This window comes from Enterobacter cloacae complex sp. HYC003_NIDB (assembly GCF_056673375.1).
On the sequence record NZ_CP114220.1, the window covers coordinates 675,178 to 690,138 of the forward strand.

Below are 14,961 nucleotides of genomic sequence, written 5' to 3' on the forward strand. Positions count from 1 at the left end.
ACTCCTCAGGAACGGAATAGTCGTGAATATTGGGTTTCATGGCGCGCAGAGGCGATGGCCGACAGCGGCGTAGCGGCCCCCAGCGCGTCGTCGTCACGTAAAAATGCCTGTTCAAACCCGGCGGCAAAATGGTCGCTCAGGTCGATAATCAGCTGTTGTGCGGCCTGCTGCCCAAACGGCACCAGCTTGACGCCCGCCATCACCGCGCTCTCTATCCAGCTGTAGCCGAGGCTCAGCGCCAGCTCGCGCGCGCTAATGCCCCAGCGCACGCCGAGCCACGCCATGCCGCCGAGCTGGCTTCGCATCAACAGCGGCAGCCATTCTGGCGGGCAGGCGGGTTCCCAGCTTTTAATCAGGCGCGTAAAGGCCGCCCCACGGTTGCGTTCTTCATCGCGCAGCTCGCGCGTTTCCCGACAGGCGAGCAGGTATGCCGTCCAGCGTTTTGCTGTCGCGACGTCCTGCTTCTCGCAGGCACAATACAGGCGGATAAACAGCGGCAGGTCGACGCAGAAAAAGCTCTGCTCCATCTGCTGGATCTGCCAGCGCCTGAAGGCCTCAGCGTCCGTGACCCACCCGGCCTCAACGGCCCACTCCAGCCCCTGCGACCAGGTAAACGATCCGACCGGCAGGCTACTGCTGGAGAGCTGCATCAGGCGCAGCCGCTGGCGGGCGTGCTCCATCAGCTCATCAGCGCCAGCAGGGCGGAGACGATCAGCCCGCCGCCGAAGGTTTTACGCAGGCCGTCGTGACGGCGCAGCAGCAGCCCTGCCGCGAAGCTGGCACACAGCACCGTGGCGCTGGCTAACATAAACCCGCTGGTGAAGAGCCAGAAGCTGTGGCCGGACATCTCCACGCCGTGCGCCCAGCCGTGGAACATCGCCAGGGCCGGCACCGCCAGCAGCAGGCGATTTTCAGTCTTAAACATCATCACGCCGCAGACCGCCAGCGAGGCGATAATCAGCATCTCCATGCCGCTAAAGCCGCCGAACAGGCTGCCCGCAACGGCACCAGCAAGCATCATGCCGAGCGTCGCTAACGGCAACAGCAGCTTGCGGCCGCTCAGGGCGGAGAGCACGCCAGCCCCCGTCAGCATCAGCAGGTGATCCAGCCCGGTCAGCGGATGGAGAAATCCGGCCTGGAAGCTGTCGGTCCCGTGGCCGGGATGGGCGAGCGCGGGAACGGAAAAAGCCAGCAGTAACAGCGGTAAGTACTTGCGCATGATGAGTCCTTAATGTGAATGAGCGTGAGAGTGGCTATGGCTGTGGGCATCGCTGGTGTAAGCGCCCGCTTCTGGTTCAAATGGCAGGCTGGCGAAGGTCACCTCCAGCCCGAACTGACGCAGCATATCGTCGAGGACGTGGTCGTGGTGGTAGCGCAGTTCGCCAGGCATTATTTGCAGCGGTACGTGACGATTGCCCAGGTGATAACAGGCGCGGGCGAGCAGGAACGGGTCGGCGCAGCGCACCACGGAAACCGACTCCGGGGCGGCGATCACTTCGATCACCTCGCTGCCATCGTCGGTAGTCAGCAGGTCGCCCCCGCGCAGCAGCAGGCCGCGCGGCAGCATTAGCCCGGCTTCGCGGCCGTCGTTCAGCGCCACGCGGGCGCGGCTTTTTACCCGCACATCAATCGGTAGCGTGACGCTGGCGGTAATCGGATGCGCATGGTCCAGGCGTTGGGTTAAATAGATCATCATGTCTCCTCAAAACAGAAAATAGCGTTGCGCCATCGGCAAAACCTCTGCCGGTTCGCTGGTGATCAATTCGCCGTCGACGCGTACCTCATAGGTTTGCGCGTCAACGGTGATATTCGGCTGTAAATCGTTGTGGATCATGTCGGCCTTTTTCACCGACCGGCAGCCTCTCACCACCGCGGTGGCGCTTTGCAGTCCGAGCCGTTGCGGAATGCCGCTGGCATCAGCAGCCTGAGAGACAAACGTCAGCCGCGTGGCGTGGCGTGCGGCACCAAGGGCACCAAACATCGGGCGGTAATGTACCGGCTGCGGCGTGGGGATCGAGGCGTTGATGTCGCCCATCGGCGCGCAGGCGATCATCCCGCCTTTGACGATGGTGGCGGGTTTGACGCCAAAGAAGGCGGGGGACCAGACCACCAGATCCGCCAGCTTGCCCGCCTCAATAGAACCGACCTCATGGGCGATGCCGTGGGTCAGCGCCGGGTTGATGGTGTATTTGGCGACATAGCGCTTCACGCGGAAGTTATCGTTATCGCCGGTCTCTTCCGGCAGTGCGCCGCGCTGCACCTTCATGCGGTGCGCCACCTGCCAGGTGCGGATAATCACTTCCCCCACGCGGCCCATGGCCTGTGAATCTGACGAGGTGAGCGAGAACGCGCCGATATCGTGCAGCACGTCTTCGGCGGCGATGGTCTCCCGGCGAATGCGGGATTCGGCAAACGCCACGTCCTCGGCGATATCCGGGTCGAGGTGATGGCAAACCATCAGCATGTCCAGGTGCTCGTCGATGGTGTTGACCGTGTAGGGCAGCGTCGGGTTGGTGGAGGAGGGCAGAATATTCGGGTGCGCGCAGGCGGTGATGATATCCGGCGCATGGCCGCCGCCCGCCCCTTCGGTGTGGAAGGTGTGGATGGTGCGCCCGGCGATGGCGGCCAGCGTGTCTTCGACAAAACCGGACTCGTTCAGCGTGTCGCTGTGCAGCGCCACCTGAATATCCATCTCTTCAGCGACCTCCAGCGAACAGTTGATGGCCGCAGGCGTCGCGCCCCAGTCTTCGTGGATCTTAAGCCCGATGGCACCTGCGGCGATCTGCTCGCGCAGCGCGTCCGGGTTGGAGCCGTTCCCTTTACCCAGCAGGCCAATATTCACCGGTAGCGTATCGGCTGCCTGCAACATGCGGGCGATATACCACGGCCCCGGTGTGCAGGTGGTGGCGTTTGTGCCTGCCGCAGGCCCGGTGCCGCCGCCGATCATGGTGGTGACGCCAGACACCAGCGCCTCTTCCGCCTGCTGCGGACAGATCCAGTGGATGTGGGTGTCGATCCCGCCTGCGGTGACGATCTTCCCTTCGGCGGCGATCACTTCCGTTGCCGCGCCAATCGGGATCGTCACGCCGGGCTGGATGTCCGGGTTTCCGGCTTTGCCGACGGCGAAGATCCGCCCATCTTTTACGCCGATATCCGCTTTCACGATCCCCCAGTGATCGACGATCAGCGCGTTGGTGAGCACCAGATCCACGCAGTCGTCGGCGGTCATCTGCCCCTGTCCCATGCCGTCGCGGATCACTTTTCCGCCGCCGAATTTAACCTCTTCGCCGTAGATCGTGAGATCGTCTTCCACTTCGATCCACAGCTCGCTGTCGGCCAGCCGCACTTTATCCCCGGTAGTGGGGCCGAACATATCGGCATACGCCTGGCGTGAAATCTCAGCCATGTTTCACCTCGCCCATGACCTCGCCGCGAAAGCCGAAAATGCGCTGTGCGCCCGTCACCTGCACCAGCGTCACTTCCCGCTTCTGGCCGGGCTCGAAGCGCACGGCAGTGCCGGCCGGGATGTTCAGCCGGTAACCTCGGGTGGCTTCGCGATCGAACTTCAGCGCCGGGTTGACCTCGTAAAAGTGGTAGTGCGATCCGACCTGGATCGGCCTGTCGCCGTGGTTTTCCACGATCACACTTCGGGTTTCGCGCCCGACGTTGAGAGCAATGTTTCCGGACTGGATCCGGTATTCGCCTGGGATCATCACGCGCTCCTTACACGATCGGGTTGTGGACGGTGACGAGCTTGGATCCGTCCGGAAAGGTGGCTTCCACCTGGATATCCGGGATCATCTCCGGCACGCCTTCCATCACCTGATCGCGCGTCAGGACGTGGCGGCCGGCTTCCATCAGCGAGGCGACGGTTTCGCCATCGCGCGCGCCTTCCATAATAAAGGCGCTGATCAGCGCGACCGATTCCGGGTAATTGAGCTTTACCCCGCGCGCGAGGCGGCGTTCGGCAACCAGCGCGGCGGTGAACAGCAACAGCTTGTCTTTTTCTCTGGGAGTCAGTTCCATAGCGTTTCTCTTATGTTTGCCAGATGCGCGGCGAACAGGCGGTTTTGGAAGTTAAAAGCGGGCGAAGCGACTGCCATATATCGCGCATCACCCGCTGACAAATCAGGTTGTCGTGGGAGAGAAAACGCACCGACAGCAGATCGTCTGTGAGCGTCGCCCCGCCAAAGTTTTCCAGCGGGGCGAGAAGCGCACGCACCGCGTCGAGAAGTGCTTCCCGGGCCGGATAGAACAGCAGCGTGCCGACCCACGGATGGTCCGCGACGGGCGTCAGATCGCCACTGCTGAGATGCAGTCGCTCAATCAGACGCGGCTCGCCATCCACCCACACCTCAAGGCGGTTCTCCAGCGTGCCGTGGCTGAAGGTTTCGTTTATCACCGGACGGCCCAGACAGTACAGTTCCCACGCCAGCAGCGTGCTGGTGGCGTGCAGGTGAAAGACGGAACGCAGCGCGGCGTTAGCGCCGGGGAAAATAATGGTGTCCTGCGGCAGCCACTCCAGCGTGGCCTCTTCGTCGAGGTAAAAATGCTGACTGAGGCAGGCCAGCGGGCCGCTGCTGCGATAGAACTTGCTGGCGCCGGGCATGGTAATGAGGGCATGGCTTTTGGCGTCGAGCCGCACGGAAATATCCAGCGTATCTCCGCCCACAATTCCGCCTGGCGGGTGCAGCAGGTAAAGGTGGCAGGTTTCCCCTTCGGGATAAAACGGACGCTGAACGGTGAGCGGCCCGCTGTGACGCGCGGAATGGAGGAGGGTTTTCTCAGGGGTATGACAAAACTGGAGGGCAAGCGAGGCCTGCCAGCCTTTGTATGAATTATCAGTGACCTGAGTTGCTAACATGGTGCTTCCATTTCCACACTATCGGGGTACGTTTCAGTATGCCCTGGCGGAAATGAAGGCTGTCATATGAGTCGCTTATGGATAAAAAAACCGGCTCATGTGAGCCGGTTTCAGTAATGTAGGCCGGGTAAGCGCAGCGCCACCCGGCAAGAAAGGCTAGCGATAATCCTCTGCATCCACATCATACCCCGACGGCTCCCAGCGGATCGCCAGCAGCGACGCCAGACCGATAAACGGCGCCAGCGCAATCACCCAGAACACGGCGGTATCCAGCGAGGCGACCAGCAGCGGGAACAGAAACAGTGACAGCGTTGAACTGCTGCGCATCAGCGTCTGGTTAAGCCCCACACCCACGCCGCGCAGCGAGGTCGGGTAGCTCAGGGAGGCAAACGTCATGGTATGCGCACCTGGACCAAAACCCTGACCAAACAGGAACAGCGCCAGCATCGCGACGGCGAACACGCCTTCCGTGGCCCCGTCAGGCCGGCCAATCAACGCCAGGCCGAGCAGTGCCGCAAGCTGGCACGCATAACCCGCCAGAGACATCCGCCATGCGCCGAAGCGCGGAACATAGCGCACCGCCAGCAGCCCGCCGACAAAGGCGAACAGCAGGTTAAGCGCCAGCGAGATCAGAATGGTGGTCAGCATCGACTGCACAAAGAAGCTGGAGATGATCACCGGCAGGCCAAAGGCTACGGCGTTATAGGCGAACGAGGAGACCACTGACAGCAGCGTGGCGAGCGTGGTACGCCGCAGATAGATACCGCGGAACAGGTTCAGGTAGTTCGACCATTTTGCCTTGTTCACGACAGGCGCGGGCTGGTCGAGCGCATCCTGCGGTACGTGGGCATTAATATTGTAAGACTGCCGCAGGATGGACGCCGCCTCCTTCAGATTGCCCTGATTCGCCGCCCAGACCGGGGATTCGCTCATATAGCGGCTGCGGATGGCGATAATCACCAGCGCGGGCACCGCGCCAAAGCCAAGGATCAGACGCCAGAGCCAGTCGCTATGGCTTTCCGGCAGCACGGCGTAAAAGAAGAGCACCAGAAGATAAGAGATGCTGATGGCCGCGTACCAGGTGGGGCACCACATTGCGACGCTGGAGGCTTTATTCCCCGGGCCTTTCAGCCTGGCGAACTCGCTGAGAAACGCCATCGCGACGGGAAGGTCGATCCCAACGCCAAGACCCATCACAAAGCGCGCGCCCGCCAGCACATATTCGTTCGGGGCCAGCGCACAGGCGATAGCGGCAACGACAAAGAACACCATGTCGGCCATAAAGACGCGGTAGCGCCCGATTTTATCCGTAAGATAGCCGCCGAGCAGCGCCCCGACAATCGCGCCAAAGGTAATCGCCGAGGCCACCATGCCGGTACCGGCGGGCGTCAGGTTAAATTCGCGGGTGATGTCTTTGATGCCGAATGCCAGCGCGCCGAGATCGTAGGCATCGAGGAAAATTCCCCCGAGCGCGATACCGACCACGATGCGGGCATTGGCCCGGCCCTGAGAGCCGTCATTAACGAGACGTGAAACGTCCGATGCGCTGCGCACCCACTTGATGTCGCCATCCGGGGTATTTCCTGCCGTTGGAAGGGGAGTTGAATCTGTGATTTCTGCCATTTTCTTTTTGTGTGGTTGTGTTGTGTCTCTAACAGTTACCACAGGCAGAAGGTGACAAAAATCACATTTGGTTATAAGGCATAACGAACGGTTTACTGAGCGTCTTTCTTTTTACGCCTGAGCTTCGTCCAGATCTTCGTTTCCTTACGCCGCCACAGGCGCTGAATGTTGTCGTGGTGGCGCAACAGGATCAGACACGAGAGCATCGACACCGGGAAGGTAAACTGCGGTTTAAACCACCAGACATAAAACGGGGCGATCAGTGCGCTGACGATGGCGCCCAGCGACGAATAACCGCTCAGCAGGATGGTCAGCAGCCAGGTGCCCGCCATCACGCCGGTGAGATCCCAGCCGATCGGCGCAATCGCGCCAAACGCGGTGGCAACGCCTTTACCGCCTTTAAAACCAAAGAAAACGGGCCAGATGTGGCCGACGCAGGCGGCGATGGCAATCAGCCCCAGCCAGAAGGGTGTGACGCCGAGCGCATACGCGCCCCAGACGGGAAGCATTCCTTTCAGAACATCAAAAATCAAAACCGCTACGGCTGCTCCCTTGCCGCCAATTCGTAGTACATTGGTCGCCCCCGGATTCCCGGAACCACTTTCACGCGGGTCAGGCAACCCGGCGATGCGGCAGACCAGAATGGCGCTGGAGATTGAGCCGCAAAGGTAGGCGAGGATAATCATTCCAGGCGCGATTGCACTCATAACGCTGTTCCGTTTTGAAAATGTATCTGTATTCTCAGCATCTGTGGATAATACGCATAATTCGCCGGAAGTGGTATCCGGTTTAGCCAAAAAGCAGGCAGGTCGTGATGGATATTGTATTTATAGAGCAACTTTCGGTAATCACCACAATTGGTGTTTACGACTGGGAACAGACCATCGAGCAGAAACTGGTGTTCGATATCGAAATGGGCTGGGACAACCGCAAGTCAGCAAAAAGCGATGATGTGAATGACTGTCTGAGCTACGCCGACATCAGTGAAACGGTCATCGCCCATGTGGAAGGGCAACGTTTTGCGCTGGTAGAACGCGTGGCGGAAGAGGTAGCAGACCTGCTGCTGAGCAAATTTAACTCCCCATGGGTGCGCATTAAGCTAAGCAAGCCGGGAGCGGTGGCGCGCGCCGCCAATGTGGGCGTGATTATCGAGCGTGGCACAAATCTGAAAGGAAAGATTTAACGTCATAATAGCTAAACCATTTTAGGTTATATCGGTCTTAAAGCTGTATCTTTCACGGTTGTCCGCGTGGGACACCGTTTTTTTATATCTTTTTAGGGGTTTATAGATGAGCGATATGCACTCGCTGCTGGTGGCGGCAATACTGGGTGTGGTCGAAGGATTGACGGAGTTTTTGCCGGTGTCCAGTACGGGCCATATGATTATCGTTGGCCATCTCCTGGGCTTTGAAGGCGATACCGCAAAGACGTTTGAGGTGGTGATCCAGCTGGGCTCTATCCTGGCGGTGGTCGTGATGTTCTGGCGACGTCTGTTTGGTCTGATCGGTATCCACTTCGGGCGTTTGCCGCAGCGTGAAGGAGAGGGCAAAGGGCGCCTGACGCTGATTCATATTCTGCTCGGGATGATCCCGGCGGTGGTGCTGGGGCTGGTGTTCCACGACACCATTAAATCGCTCTTCAACCCGATTAACGTGATGTACGCGCTGGTTGTCGGCGGCTTCCTGCTGATTGCCGCCGAAGTGCTGAAGCCAAAAACCCCGCGTGCGGAAGGTCTGGACGATATGACGTATCGCCAGGCGTTTATGATTGGCTGCTTCCAGTGTCTGGCGCTGTGGCCGGGCTTCTCCCGTTCAGGGGCAACCATTTCCGGCGGGATGCTGATGGGCGTGAGCCGTTACGCGGCGTCTGAGTTCTCGTTCCTGCTGGCGGTGCCGATGATGATGGGCGCCACCGCGCTGGATCTCTACAAAAGCATCGGCTTCCTGACCGTGGGCGACATTCCGATGTTCGCCGTGGGCTTTATCACCGCCTTTATTGTGGCGTTGATCGCCATCAAAACCTTCCTGCAACTGATTAAGCGTATTTCGTTTATTCCGTTCGCGATCTACCGCTTTATCGTCGCGGCTGCCGTGTACGTGGTCTTCTTCTGATGACCGACCGCCCTCAGTCTTTCGGCTGAGGGCAACGTTTTTCCTTCCACGCTGCAACCGCATCAATCCGCCGCTTCGTCAGCTCTTCGCGGATCGCCGGGCCTTTAAACCCTGCCTCCACCACCTCTTTTGTTGGCACCGCTTTCGCTACGTCCCACGCCTCACGCAGCAAACGACCCTGCGGATAATCGGACGCTTCAAACCCGGTGCGGCCGCGCACGTCGGCTTCGCTGGTCAGCGCAATTTGCTCCACGCGCTGCGGTTTGCGCCAGGCGTCGATGTTATCAAACAGCCTGACGATGGTGGCGGGTTTCAGGATTGGGAAGGTGTGGATCAGGTCGTGAAACTCGGCCACCAGTTTTGCCAGATCGCGAATGTCATTCGGCACGCGCAGGCGCTGGCAAAGCCCTTCAACCAGCTTCACGCCAGCCGGACCGTGCCCGTGGTGGCGTGGCCACAACTCCTTTGGCGTTAACCCTTTGCCGAGGTCATGGCAGAGGGTAGAAAAGCGCACGTCCACCTCCGGGCTGAGCATGGCGGCCATGCTCAGCGTCATCAGGGTGTGAATGCCGGTATCAATTTCCGGGTGCCATTTCGCCGGGGCGGGCACGCCAAACAGCGCATCTATTTCCGGGAACAGCACTTTCAGCGCCCCGCAGTCGCGCAGAACCTGGAAAAAGACCTGCGGATTACGGGTAGTCAGGGCGTTTTCGGTCTCTTTCCAGACGCGTTCTGGCGTCAGGTGTTCCAGCTCGCCCGCGTCGGTCATGGCCGTCATCAGCGCCATCGTCTCGTCGGCGATGCGGAAGCTGAGATGGGCATAACGGGCGGCAAAACGCGCCACGCGCAGTACGCGAAGCGGATCTTCAGAAAAGGCGGGGGAGATATGGCGTAAAAGACGGTCACGCAGATCGTTCTGGCCGCCGTAGACATCGATAATATGGCCGTTTTCGTCCTGCGCCAGGGCATTAATGGTGAGATCGCGGCGCAGTAAGTCCTGCTCCAGCGTCACATCCGGCGCGGCATAGCAGGTGAAGCCGGTATAACCGGAACCGGATTTCCGTTCGGTACGCGCCAGGGCGTACTCTTCCCGGCTTTTCGGATGGAGGAACACAGGAAAATCGCGGCCTACCTGCTGGTAGCCCGCGTCAATCATCGCTTCGGGCGTGGCACCGACCACGACCCAGTCTTTATCTTTGACCGGCAGACCTAATAACGCATCACGTACCGCACCACCGACCAGATAACTCTTCACGCCAACACTCCCGTTTTCTCTTTTCGCAAGATGATACGTAAGTGTGGCAGAGAAGACGAGTTAGTTCATCCAGCGGTCTTTACGTTTACGGCTTGGGATAAGGTGAGGAAGCACCAGACCCAGCACCAGACCGACGCCCAGCACTCCGCCGCCATACATAAACCACTGCATGATGATGGTGCGTTGTTTGTCATCCAGCTGTAGATTCGCGGCGTTCACTTTCTTCTGCGCGACGATGAGCTCATTTTTCAGCTTCTGATTTTCGTCTTTCAGACCGGCGATCACGCTGTCGCTTTGCGCCACTTTCTGCTGCATCTCTGCGGTGCGCTGGTTCCAGGTGCCGTCAATGTTGTTCAGCTTATCGGTCAGGGTTTTCACCTGATTTTCCAGGTCCGGCACGCGGGTGCGCAGGCTCGGCACCGTGCTCAGCTCTTTCAGCGGGATCCATGAGGTGCGGCCAGAGCTGTCACGAACCTGACCGTAATTGGTGTCTGCATTGGTTTGCAGCAGAGTCACTTCCTCGCCGGCATTTACCGTACCCACGAGGCGATAATTGTCTCCAGGGCCGCTGCGTACCCAGGTATTCAGTTCATCAGAAACGTAACGTTTCTCTTCAGCGTGGACCGCGGTTGCGGCGCTAAAAGCGAGTAAAGTAAGTCCAATCAGGCGTAATTTAAGCATATCAGTCGTTATTTTCATAAAAAGTGGAACGATAGTAGTGGTATCAGTGTCGCTACGCAAAGGATTCATCATCAATCGGAATCATCTGTGTCATGATTTCCACCGCTTTAAACTTTTACGCCCGTCAAATTGCTCATTGCGTGGCAATTTGGCGCAAAATACTATGTACTGACAAACAAATGGCGAGGAAGTTCGCCTTCATCGACGCGTCTGTGACGCACGCAAAAGTACAAGGCTATGGCACAAGAGATCGAATTAAAGTTTATCGTCGAAAAAGACAGCGCTGACGCGCTCCGCCAGCATCTGAATACGCTGTCCGGCGAGCACCATGAACCCGTACAGCTGCTCAACATCTATTACGAAACGCCGGACAACTGGCTGCGCAACCACGATATGGGCCTGCGCATCCGGGGTGCGAACGGGCGCTACGAGATGACGATGAAAATCGCCGGTCGCGTGGTGGGCGGTTTGCACCAGCGTCCGGAATACAATATCGACATCAGTAAGCCAGAACTTGAGCTGGATCGTTTTCCGGCGGAAGTGTGGCCGGAAGGGACGTTGCCCGCAACGCTGTCGGCAGAGGCGCAACCGCTGTTCAGCACCGATTTCTGGCGCGAAAAATGGCTGGTGACGGAAGGCAAGAGCCGCATTGAGATCGCGTTCGATCGGGGTGAAATTAAGGCGGGTGAAGAGCAGGAGCCGATCTGCGAATTAGAACTCGAACTGCTGGAAGGCGAGGCGAGCGACGTGCTGAAGCTGGCGCACAAGCTGGTGAACCAGCCTGGCCTGCGTCAGGGCAGCCTGAGTAAAGCGGCACGCGGCTATCACCTGGCCGCCGGGAATGCGCCGCGCGTGCTGCGAGAAACCCCGATTCTGCGCGTTGTGCCGAAAGCCTCCGTTGAGCAGGGCATGGAAGCGGCGCTGGAGCTGGCGCTCTCTCAGTGGCAGTACCACGAGGAGCTGTGGGCGCGTAACGTGAAAAATGCCAAAAAACAGGTGCTGGCCGCTATGGGGCTGGTGCGTCATACCCTGACGCTCTTTGGCGGCATTGTACCGCGTAAAGCCAGCACTCACTTACGTGATTTGCTCACTCAAACCGAAACGCTGATGCTTTCCGACGTGTCGGCACAAACGGCGATCTACAGCCCGCAAAACGCCGGCGCGAAACTGGCGCTGACCGAGTTTCTGGTGACGCGCGGCTGGCGCACGTTCCTCGATGCGAAAGGGCAGACCAAAATCGCGGAAAACTTCAAACGTTTTGCGGATATCCACCTCTCCCGTCACGCGGCCGAGCTGAGAACCACCTTTGCGCATCCGCTGGGCGACCAGTATGGCGATCAGCTTCCCCGCCTGGCGCGTAACATCGACAGCATGTTGCTGCTGTCAGGTGCGTATGAGGGCGTGAAGGCGCAGGCCTGGCTGGAGAACTGGCAGGGGCTGAAGCATGCCATCGAGACCCGTCAGCAGATCGAGATCGAGCATTTCCGCAACGAGGCCATTTCGCAGGATCCGTACTGGCTGCACAGCGGAAAACGTTAATTCTGGCAAGGAACCCCTGATATGCCGCTTTCTTCGCAGTTACAGCAGCACTGGCAGACCGTTTGCGAACGCCTGCCTGAGTCGTTACCCGCGTCATCGTTAAGCGAGCAGGCGAAAAGCGTGCTCACGTTCAGTGATTTTGTGCAGGAGAGCGTCAGCGCCAACCCGGACTGGCTGGCAGAGCTGGAAAGCGCGCCGCCGCAGGCTGACGAGTGGCGGCATTATGCTGGCTGGCTGCAAACCGCGCTGGCAGAGGTGGCAGACGAAGCCACGCTGATGCGCGTACTGCGTCAGTTCCGCCGCCGGGTGATGGTACGCATTGCCTGGGCGCAGGCGCTGGAGCTGGTGAGCGAAGAGAGTACCTTGCAGCAGTTGAGCGAGCTGGCGCAGACGTTGATTGTCGCCGCGCGGGACTGGCTCTACGCCGCCTGCTGTAAAGAGTGGGGCACGCCGTGCAACGACGAAGGGGTTCCGCAACCGCTGTTGATTCTGGGGATGGGCAAGCTGGGCGGCTGCGAGCTTAATTTCTCCTCAGACATCGATCTGATTTTTGCCTGGCCGGAGAACGGCTCCACGCGCGGCGGTCGTCGCGAGCTGGACAACGCCCAGTTCTTTACTCGCCTGGGGCAGCGGCTGATTAAGGCACTGGATCAGCCCACCCAGGATGGTTTTGTCTACCGCGTGGATATGCGTTTGCGTCCGTTTGGCGACAGCGGTCCGCTGGTGCTGAGCTTTGCCGCGCTGGAAGATTATTACCAGGAGCAGGGTCGCGACTGGGAGCGTTACGCGATGGTCAAAGCGCGGATCATGGGTGACAGCGACGATGCCTGGGCCAACGAGCTGCGCGCCATGCTGCGCCCGTTTGTGTTCCGCCGCTACATCGACTTCAGCGTGATCCAGTCCCTGCGAAATATGAAAGGGATGATTGCCCGCGAGGTGCGTCGCCGTGGCCTGAAAGACAACATCAAGCTCGGCGCGGGCGGTATTCGTGAGATCGAATTTATCGTCCAGGTCTTCCAGCTGATACGCGGCGGGCGTGAACCTTCTCTGCAATCCCGCTCGCTGCTGCCGACGCTGAGTGCTATCGAGCAGCTGCATCTGCTGCCGGAAGGCGATGCGCAAACGCTGCGTGACTCTTATCTTTTCCTGCGTCGTCTGGAAAATTTGCTGCAAAGTATCAACGACGAACAGACCCAGACGTTACCGGGCGACGAGCTGAACCGGGCGCGTCTGGCCTGGGGGATGCGGGTGGATGACTGGGCGGCGCTGACGCAACGGCTGGAAGCGCATATGGCGGGCGTGCGCCGCATCTTTAACGATCTGATCGGCGACGACGAAAGCGAATCGCAGGACGATGCGCTCTCCGAGCACTGGCGCGAGCTGTGGCAGGACGCGCTCCAGGAAGATGACACCACGCCGGTGCTGGCGCACTTAAGCGACGATGCCCGCCATCGCGTGGTGGCGCTGATTGCCGATTTCCGCTTCGAACTGAACAAACGCGCCATTGGCCCACGCGGTCGTCAGGTGCTGGATCATCTGATGCCGCATCTGCTGAGCGATGTCTGCTCCCGCGAGGATGCGCCGGTGCCGCTGTCGCGCATGATGCCGCTGCTGAGCGGGATCGTCACGCGTACCACTTACCTTGAACTGTTAAGCGAGTTTCCCGGCGCGCTGAAGCACCTGATTTCCCTCTGCGCCGCCTCGCCGATGGTGGCGAACAAGCTGGCGCGTTATCCGCTGCTGCTGGACGAACTGCTCGACCCGAATACGCTGTATCAGCCGACGGCGACGGACGCCTACCGTGACGAGCTGCGTCAGTATCTGCTGCGCGTACCGGAAGAGGACGAAGAGCAACAGCTTGAGGCGCTGCGTCAGTTTAAGCAGGCGCAGATGCTGCGCGTGGCGGCGGCAGATATCGCCGGCACCCTGCCGGTAATGAAAGTGAGCGATCACTTAACCTGGCTGGCGGAAGCGATCATCGACGCGGTTGTCCATCAGGCGTGGGTGCAGATGGTGGCCCGCTACGGGCAGCCGAAACACCTTGCAGAGCGCGAAGGCCGCGGTTTTGCGGTGGTGGGTTACGGCAAGCTGGGCGGCTGGGAGCTGGGCTACAGCTCCGATCTGGATCTGATTTTCCTCCACGACTGTCCGGCAGACGTCATGACCGACGGCGAACGTGAGATTGACGGGCGGCAGTTCTACCTGCGTCTGGCCCAGCGCATTATGCACCTGTTCAGCACCCGCACCTCATCCGGCATTCTGTATGAAGTGGATGCGCGTCTGCGCCCGTCCGGCGCGGCAGGCATGCTGGTCACCTCGACGGAGGCTTTCGCCGACTATCAGAAGAACGAAGCCTGGACGTGGGAGCATCAGGCGCTGGTGCGCGCCCGCGTGGTATACGGCGATCCGCAGCTCAAAACGCAGTTCGATGCGATCCGCAAGGCGGTCATGACGACCCCGCGCGAGGGCAGTACGCTGCAAACCGAAGTGCGGGAAATGCGGGAGAAGATGCGCGCGCACCTTGGCAACAAACATCGCGATCGCTTTGATATTAAAGCCGATAAAGGCGGCATTACCGATATCGAGTTTATCACTCAGTACCTGGTGCTGCTGCACGCGCACGATAAGCCGAAGCTGACCCGCTGGTCGGATAACGTGCGCATACTGGAACTGCTGGCGCAGAACGACATTATGGATGAGCAGGAGGCGCAGGCATTAACCCGCGCCTACACCACGCTGCGTGATGAGTTGCACCATCTGGCCTTACAGGAACAGCCGGGCCATGTGGCGCTGGACTGTTTCGCCGATGAACGCGCGCAGGTGACCACAAGCTGGCAGAAGTGGCTGGTGGAACCGTGCGTAACAAAACAAGTGTGATATTATCGCGC

The 14,961-nt window shown here is 59.7% G+C and carries 15 protein-coding genes; 4 read left to right on the forward strand and 11 right to left on the reverse strand.

Annotated elements, in window-relative coordinates; all coding sequences use genetic code 11:
- Positions 1–5: 5 nt before the first annotated feature.
- The 9 genes from O1722_RS03215 to plsY all read right to left on the reverse strand — a co-directional run bounded on the left by O1722_RS03215 (position 6) and on the right by plsY (position 7,194).
- Positions 6–680: an urease accessory protein UreF gene (locus O1722_RS03215; RefSeq protein ID WP_033487689.1), complete on the reverse strand. Its 675-nt coding sequence runs from the start codon at positions 678–680 to the stop codon at positions 6–8.
- The gene (locus tag O1722_RS03220) at positions 680–1,219 is read right to left on the reverse strand and encodes a HupE/UreJ family protein (RefSeq protein WP_033487690.1); all 540 of its coding nucleotides are present in this window, start codon (positions 1,217–1,219) and stop codon (positions 680–682) included. Before O1722_RS03220 ends, O1722_RS03215 begins: the two co-directional genes overlap by 1 nt.
- 9 nt (positions 1,220–1,228) lie before the next feature.
- Positions 1,229–1,693 carry an urease accessory protein UreE gene (gene ureE / locus O1722_RS03225; protein WP_017384028.1) on the reverse strand — a complete coding sequence of 155 codons (465 nt, stop codon included), beginning with the start codon at positions 1,691–1,693 and terminating at the stop codon, positions 1,229–1,231.
- Positions 1,694–1,702: 9 nt separating this feature from the next.
- On the reverse strand, positions 1,703–3,406 hold the full coding sequence (gene ureC / locus O1722_RS03230; RefSeq protein WP_023295463.1) for an urease subunit alpha: 1,704 nt from the start codon (positions 3,404–3,406) through the stop codon (positions 1,703–1,705).
- Complete coding sequence (locus O1722_RS03235; RefSeq protein WP_015571906.1) at positions 3,399–3,713, reverse strand: urease subunit beta; 315 nt, start codon at positions 3,711–3,713, stop codon at positions 3,399–3,401. The genes ureC and O1722_RS03235 overlap by 8 nt, the downstream gene beginning before the upstream one ends.
- 10 nt (positions 3,714–3,723) lie before the next feature.
- On the reverse strand, positions 3,724–4,026 hold the full coding sequence (locus O1722_RS03240; RefSeq protein WP_003862556.1) for an urease subunit gamma: 303 nt from the start codon (positions 4,024–4,026) through the stop codon (positions 3,724–3,726).
- A gap of 10 nt (positions 4,027–4,036) precedes the next feature.
- Positions 4,037–4,864, reverse strand: coding sequence for an urease accessory protein UreD (locus tag O1722_RS03245; protein WP_033487692.1), 828 nt, complete (start codon positions 4,862–4,864; stop codon positions 4,037–4,039).
- Positions 4,865–5,020: 156 nt separating this feature from the next.
- Complete coding sequence (locus O1722_RS03250) at positions 5,021–6,487, reverse strand: MFS transporter (protein WP_032619001.1); 1,467 nt, start codon at positions 6,485–6,487, stop codon at positions 5,021–5,023.
- A 92-nt stretch (positions 6,488–6,579) separates the two neighbouring features.
- Complete coding sequence (gene plsY, locus O1722_RS03255) at positions 6,580–7,194, reverse strand: glycerol-3-phosphate 1-O-acyltransferase PlsY (protein ID WP_017384031.1); 615 nt, start codon at positions 7,192–7,194, stop codon at positions 6,580–6,582.
- A gap of 107 nt (positions 7,195–7,301) precedes the next feature.
- Here plsY and folB point away from each other — a divergent pair, with 107 nt between their 5' ends.
- Both folB and bacA read left to right on the forward strand, forming a co-directional pair.
- Complete coding sequence (gene folB / locus O1722_RS03260) at positions 7,302–7,670, forward strand: bifunctional dihydroneopterin aldolase/7,8-dihydroneopterin epimerase (protein WP_015571902.1); 369 nt, start codon at positions 7,302–7,304, stop codon at positions 7,668–7,670.
- Positions 7,671–7,776: 106 nt separating this feature from the next.
- Positions 7,777–8,598 carry an undecaprenyl-diphosphate phosphatase gene (gene bacA / locus O1722_RS03265; protein ID WP_003862545.1) on the forward strand — a complete coding sequence of 274 codons (822 nt, stop codon included), beginning with the start codon at positions 7,777–7,779 and terminating at the stop codon, positions 8,596–8,598.
- Positions 8,599–8,611: 13 nt separating this feature from the next.
- Here the strand turns inward: bacA and O1722_RS03270 are convergent, their stop codons facing one another.
- Together O1722_RS03270 and O1722_RS03275 are read right to left on the reverse strand one after the other, a co-directional pair.
- A complete protein-coding gene (locus O1722_RS03270) occupies positions 8,612–9,853 on the reverse strand; it encodes a multifunctional CCA addition/repair protein (RefSeq protein ID WP_023304444.1) in 1,242 nt (413 codons plus the stop codon).
- A 60-nt stretch (positions 9,854–9,913) separates the two neighbouring features.
- Positions 9,914–10,534 (reverse strand): TIGR04211 family SH3 domain-containing protein, encoded by a 621-nt coding sequence (locus O1722_RS03275; RefSeq protein ID WP_001303390.1) that lies wholly within the window; start codon positions 10,532–10,534, stop codon positions 9,914–9,916.
- Positions 10,535–10,771: 237 nt separating this feature from the next.
- Between O1722_RS03275 and O1722_RS03280 the strand changes: the two genes are divergently transcribed.
- Positions 10,772–12,073 carry a CYTH domain-containing protein gene (locus O1722_RS03280; RefSeq protein ID WP_017384034.1) on the forward strand — a complete coding sequence of 434 codons (1,302 nt, stop codon included), beginning with the start codon at positions 10,772–10,774 and terminating at the stop codon, positions 12,071–12,073.
- Positions 12,074–12,094: 21 nt separating this feature from the next.
- A complete protein-coding gene (glnE, locus tag O1722_RS03285; RefSeq protein WP_033487694.1) occupies positions 12,095–14,950 on the forward strand; it encodes a bifunctional [glutamate--ammonia ligase]-adenylyl-L-tyrosine phosphorylase/[glutamate--ammonia-ligase] adenylyltransferase in 2,856 nt (951 codons plus the stop codon).
- The last annotated feature ends 11 nt before the right edge of the window (positions 14,951–14,961 follow it).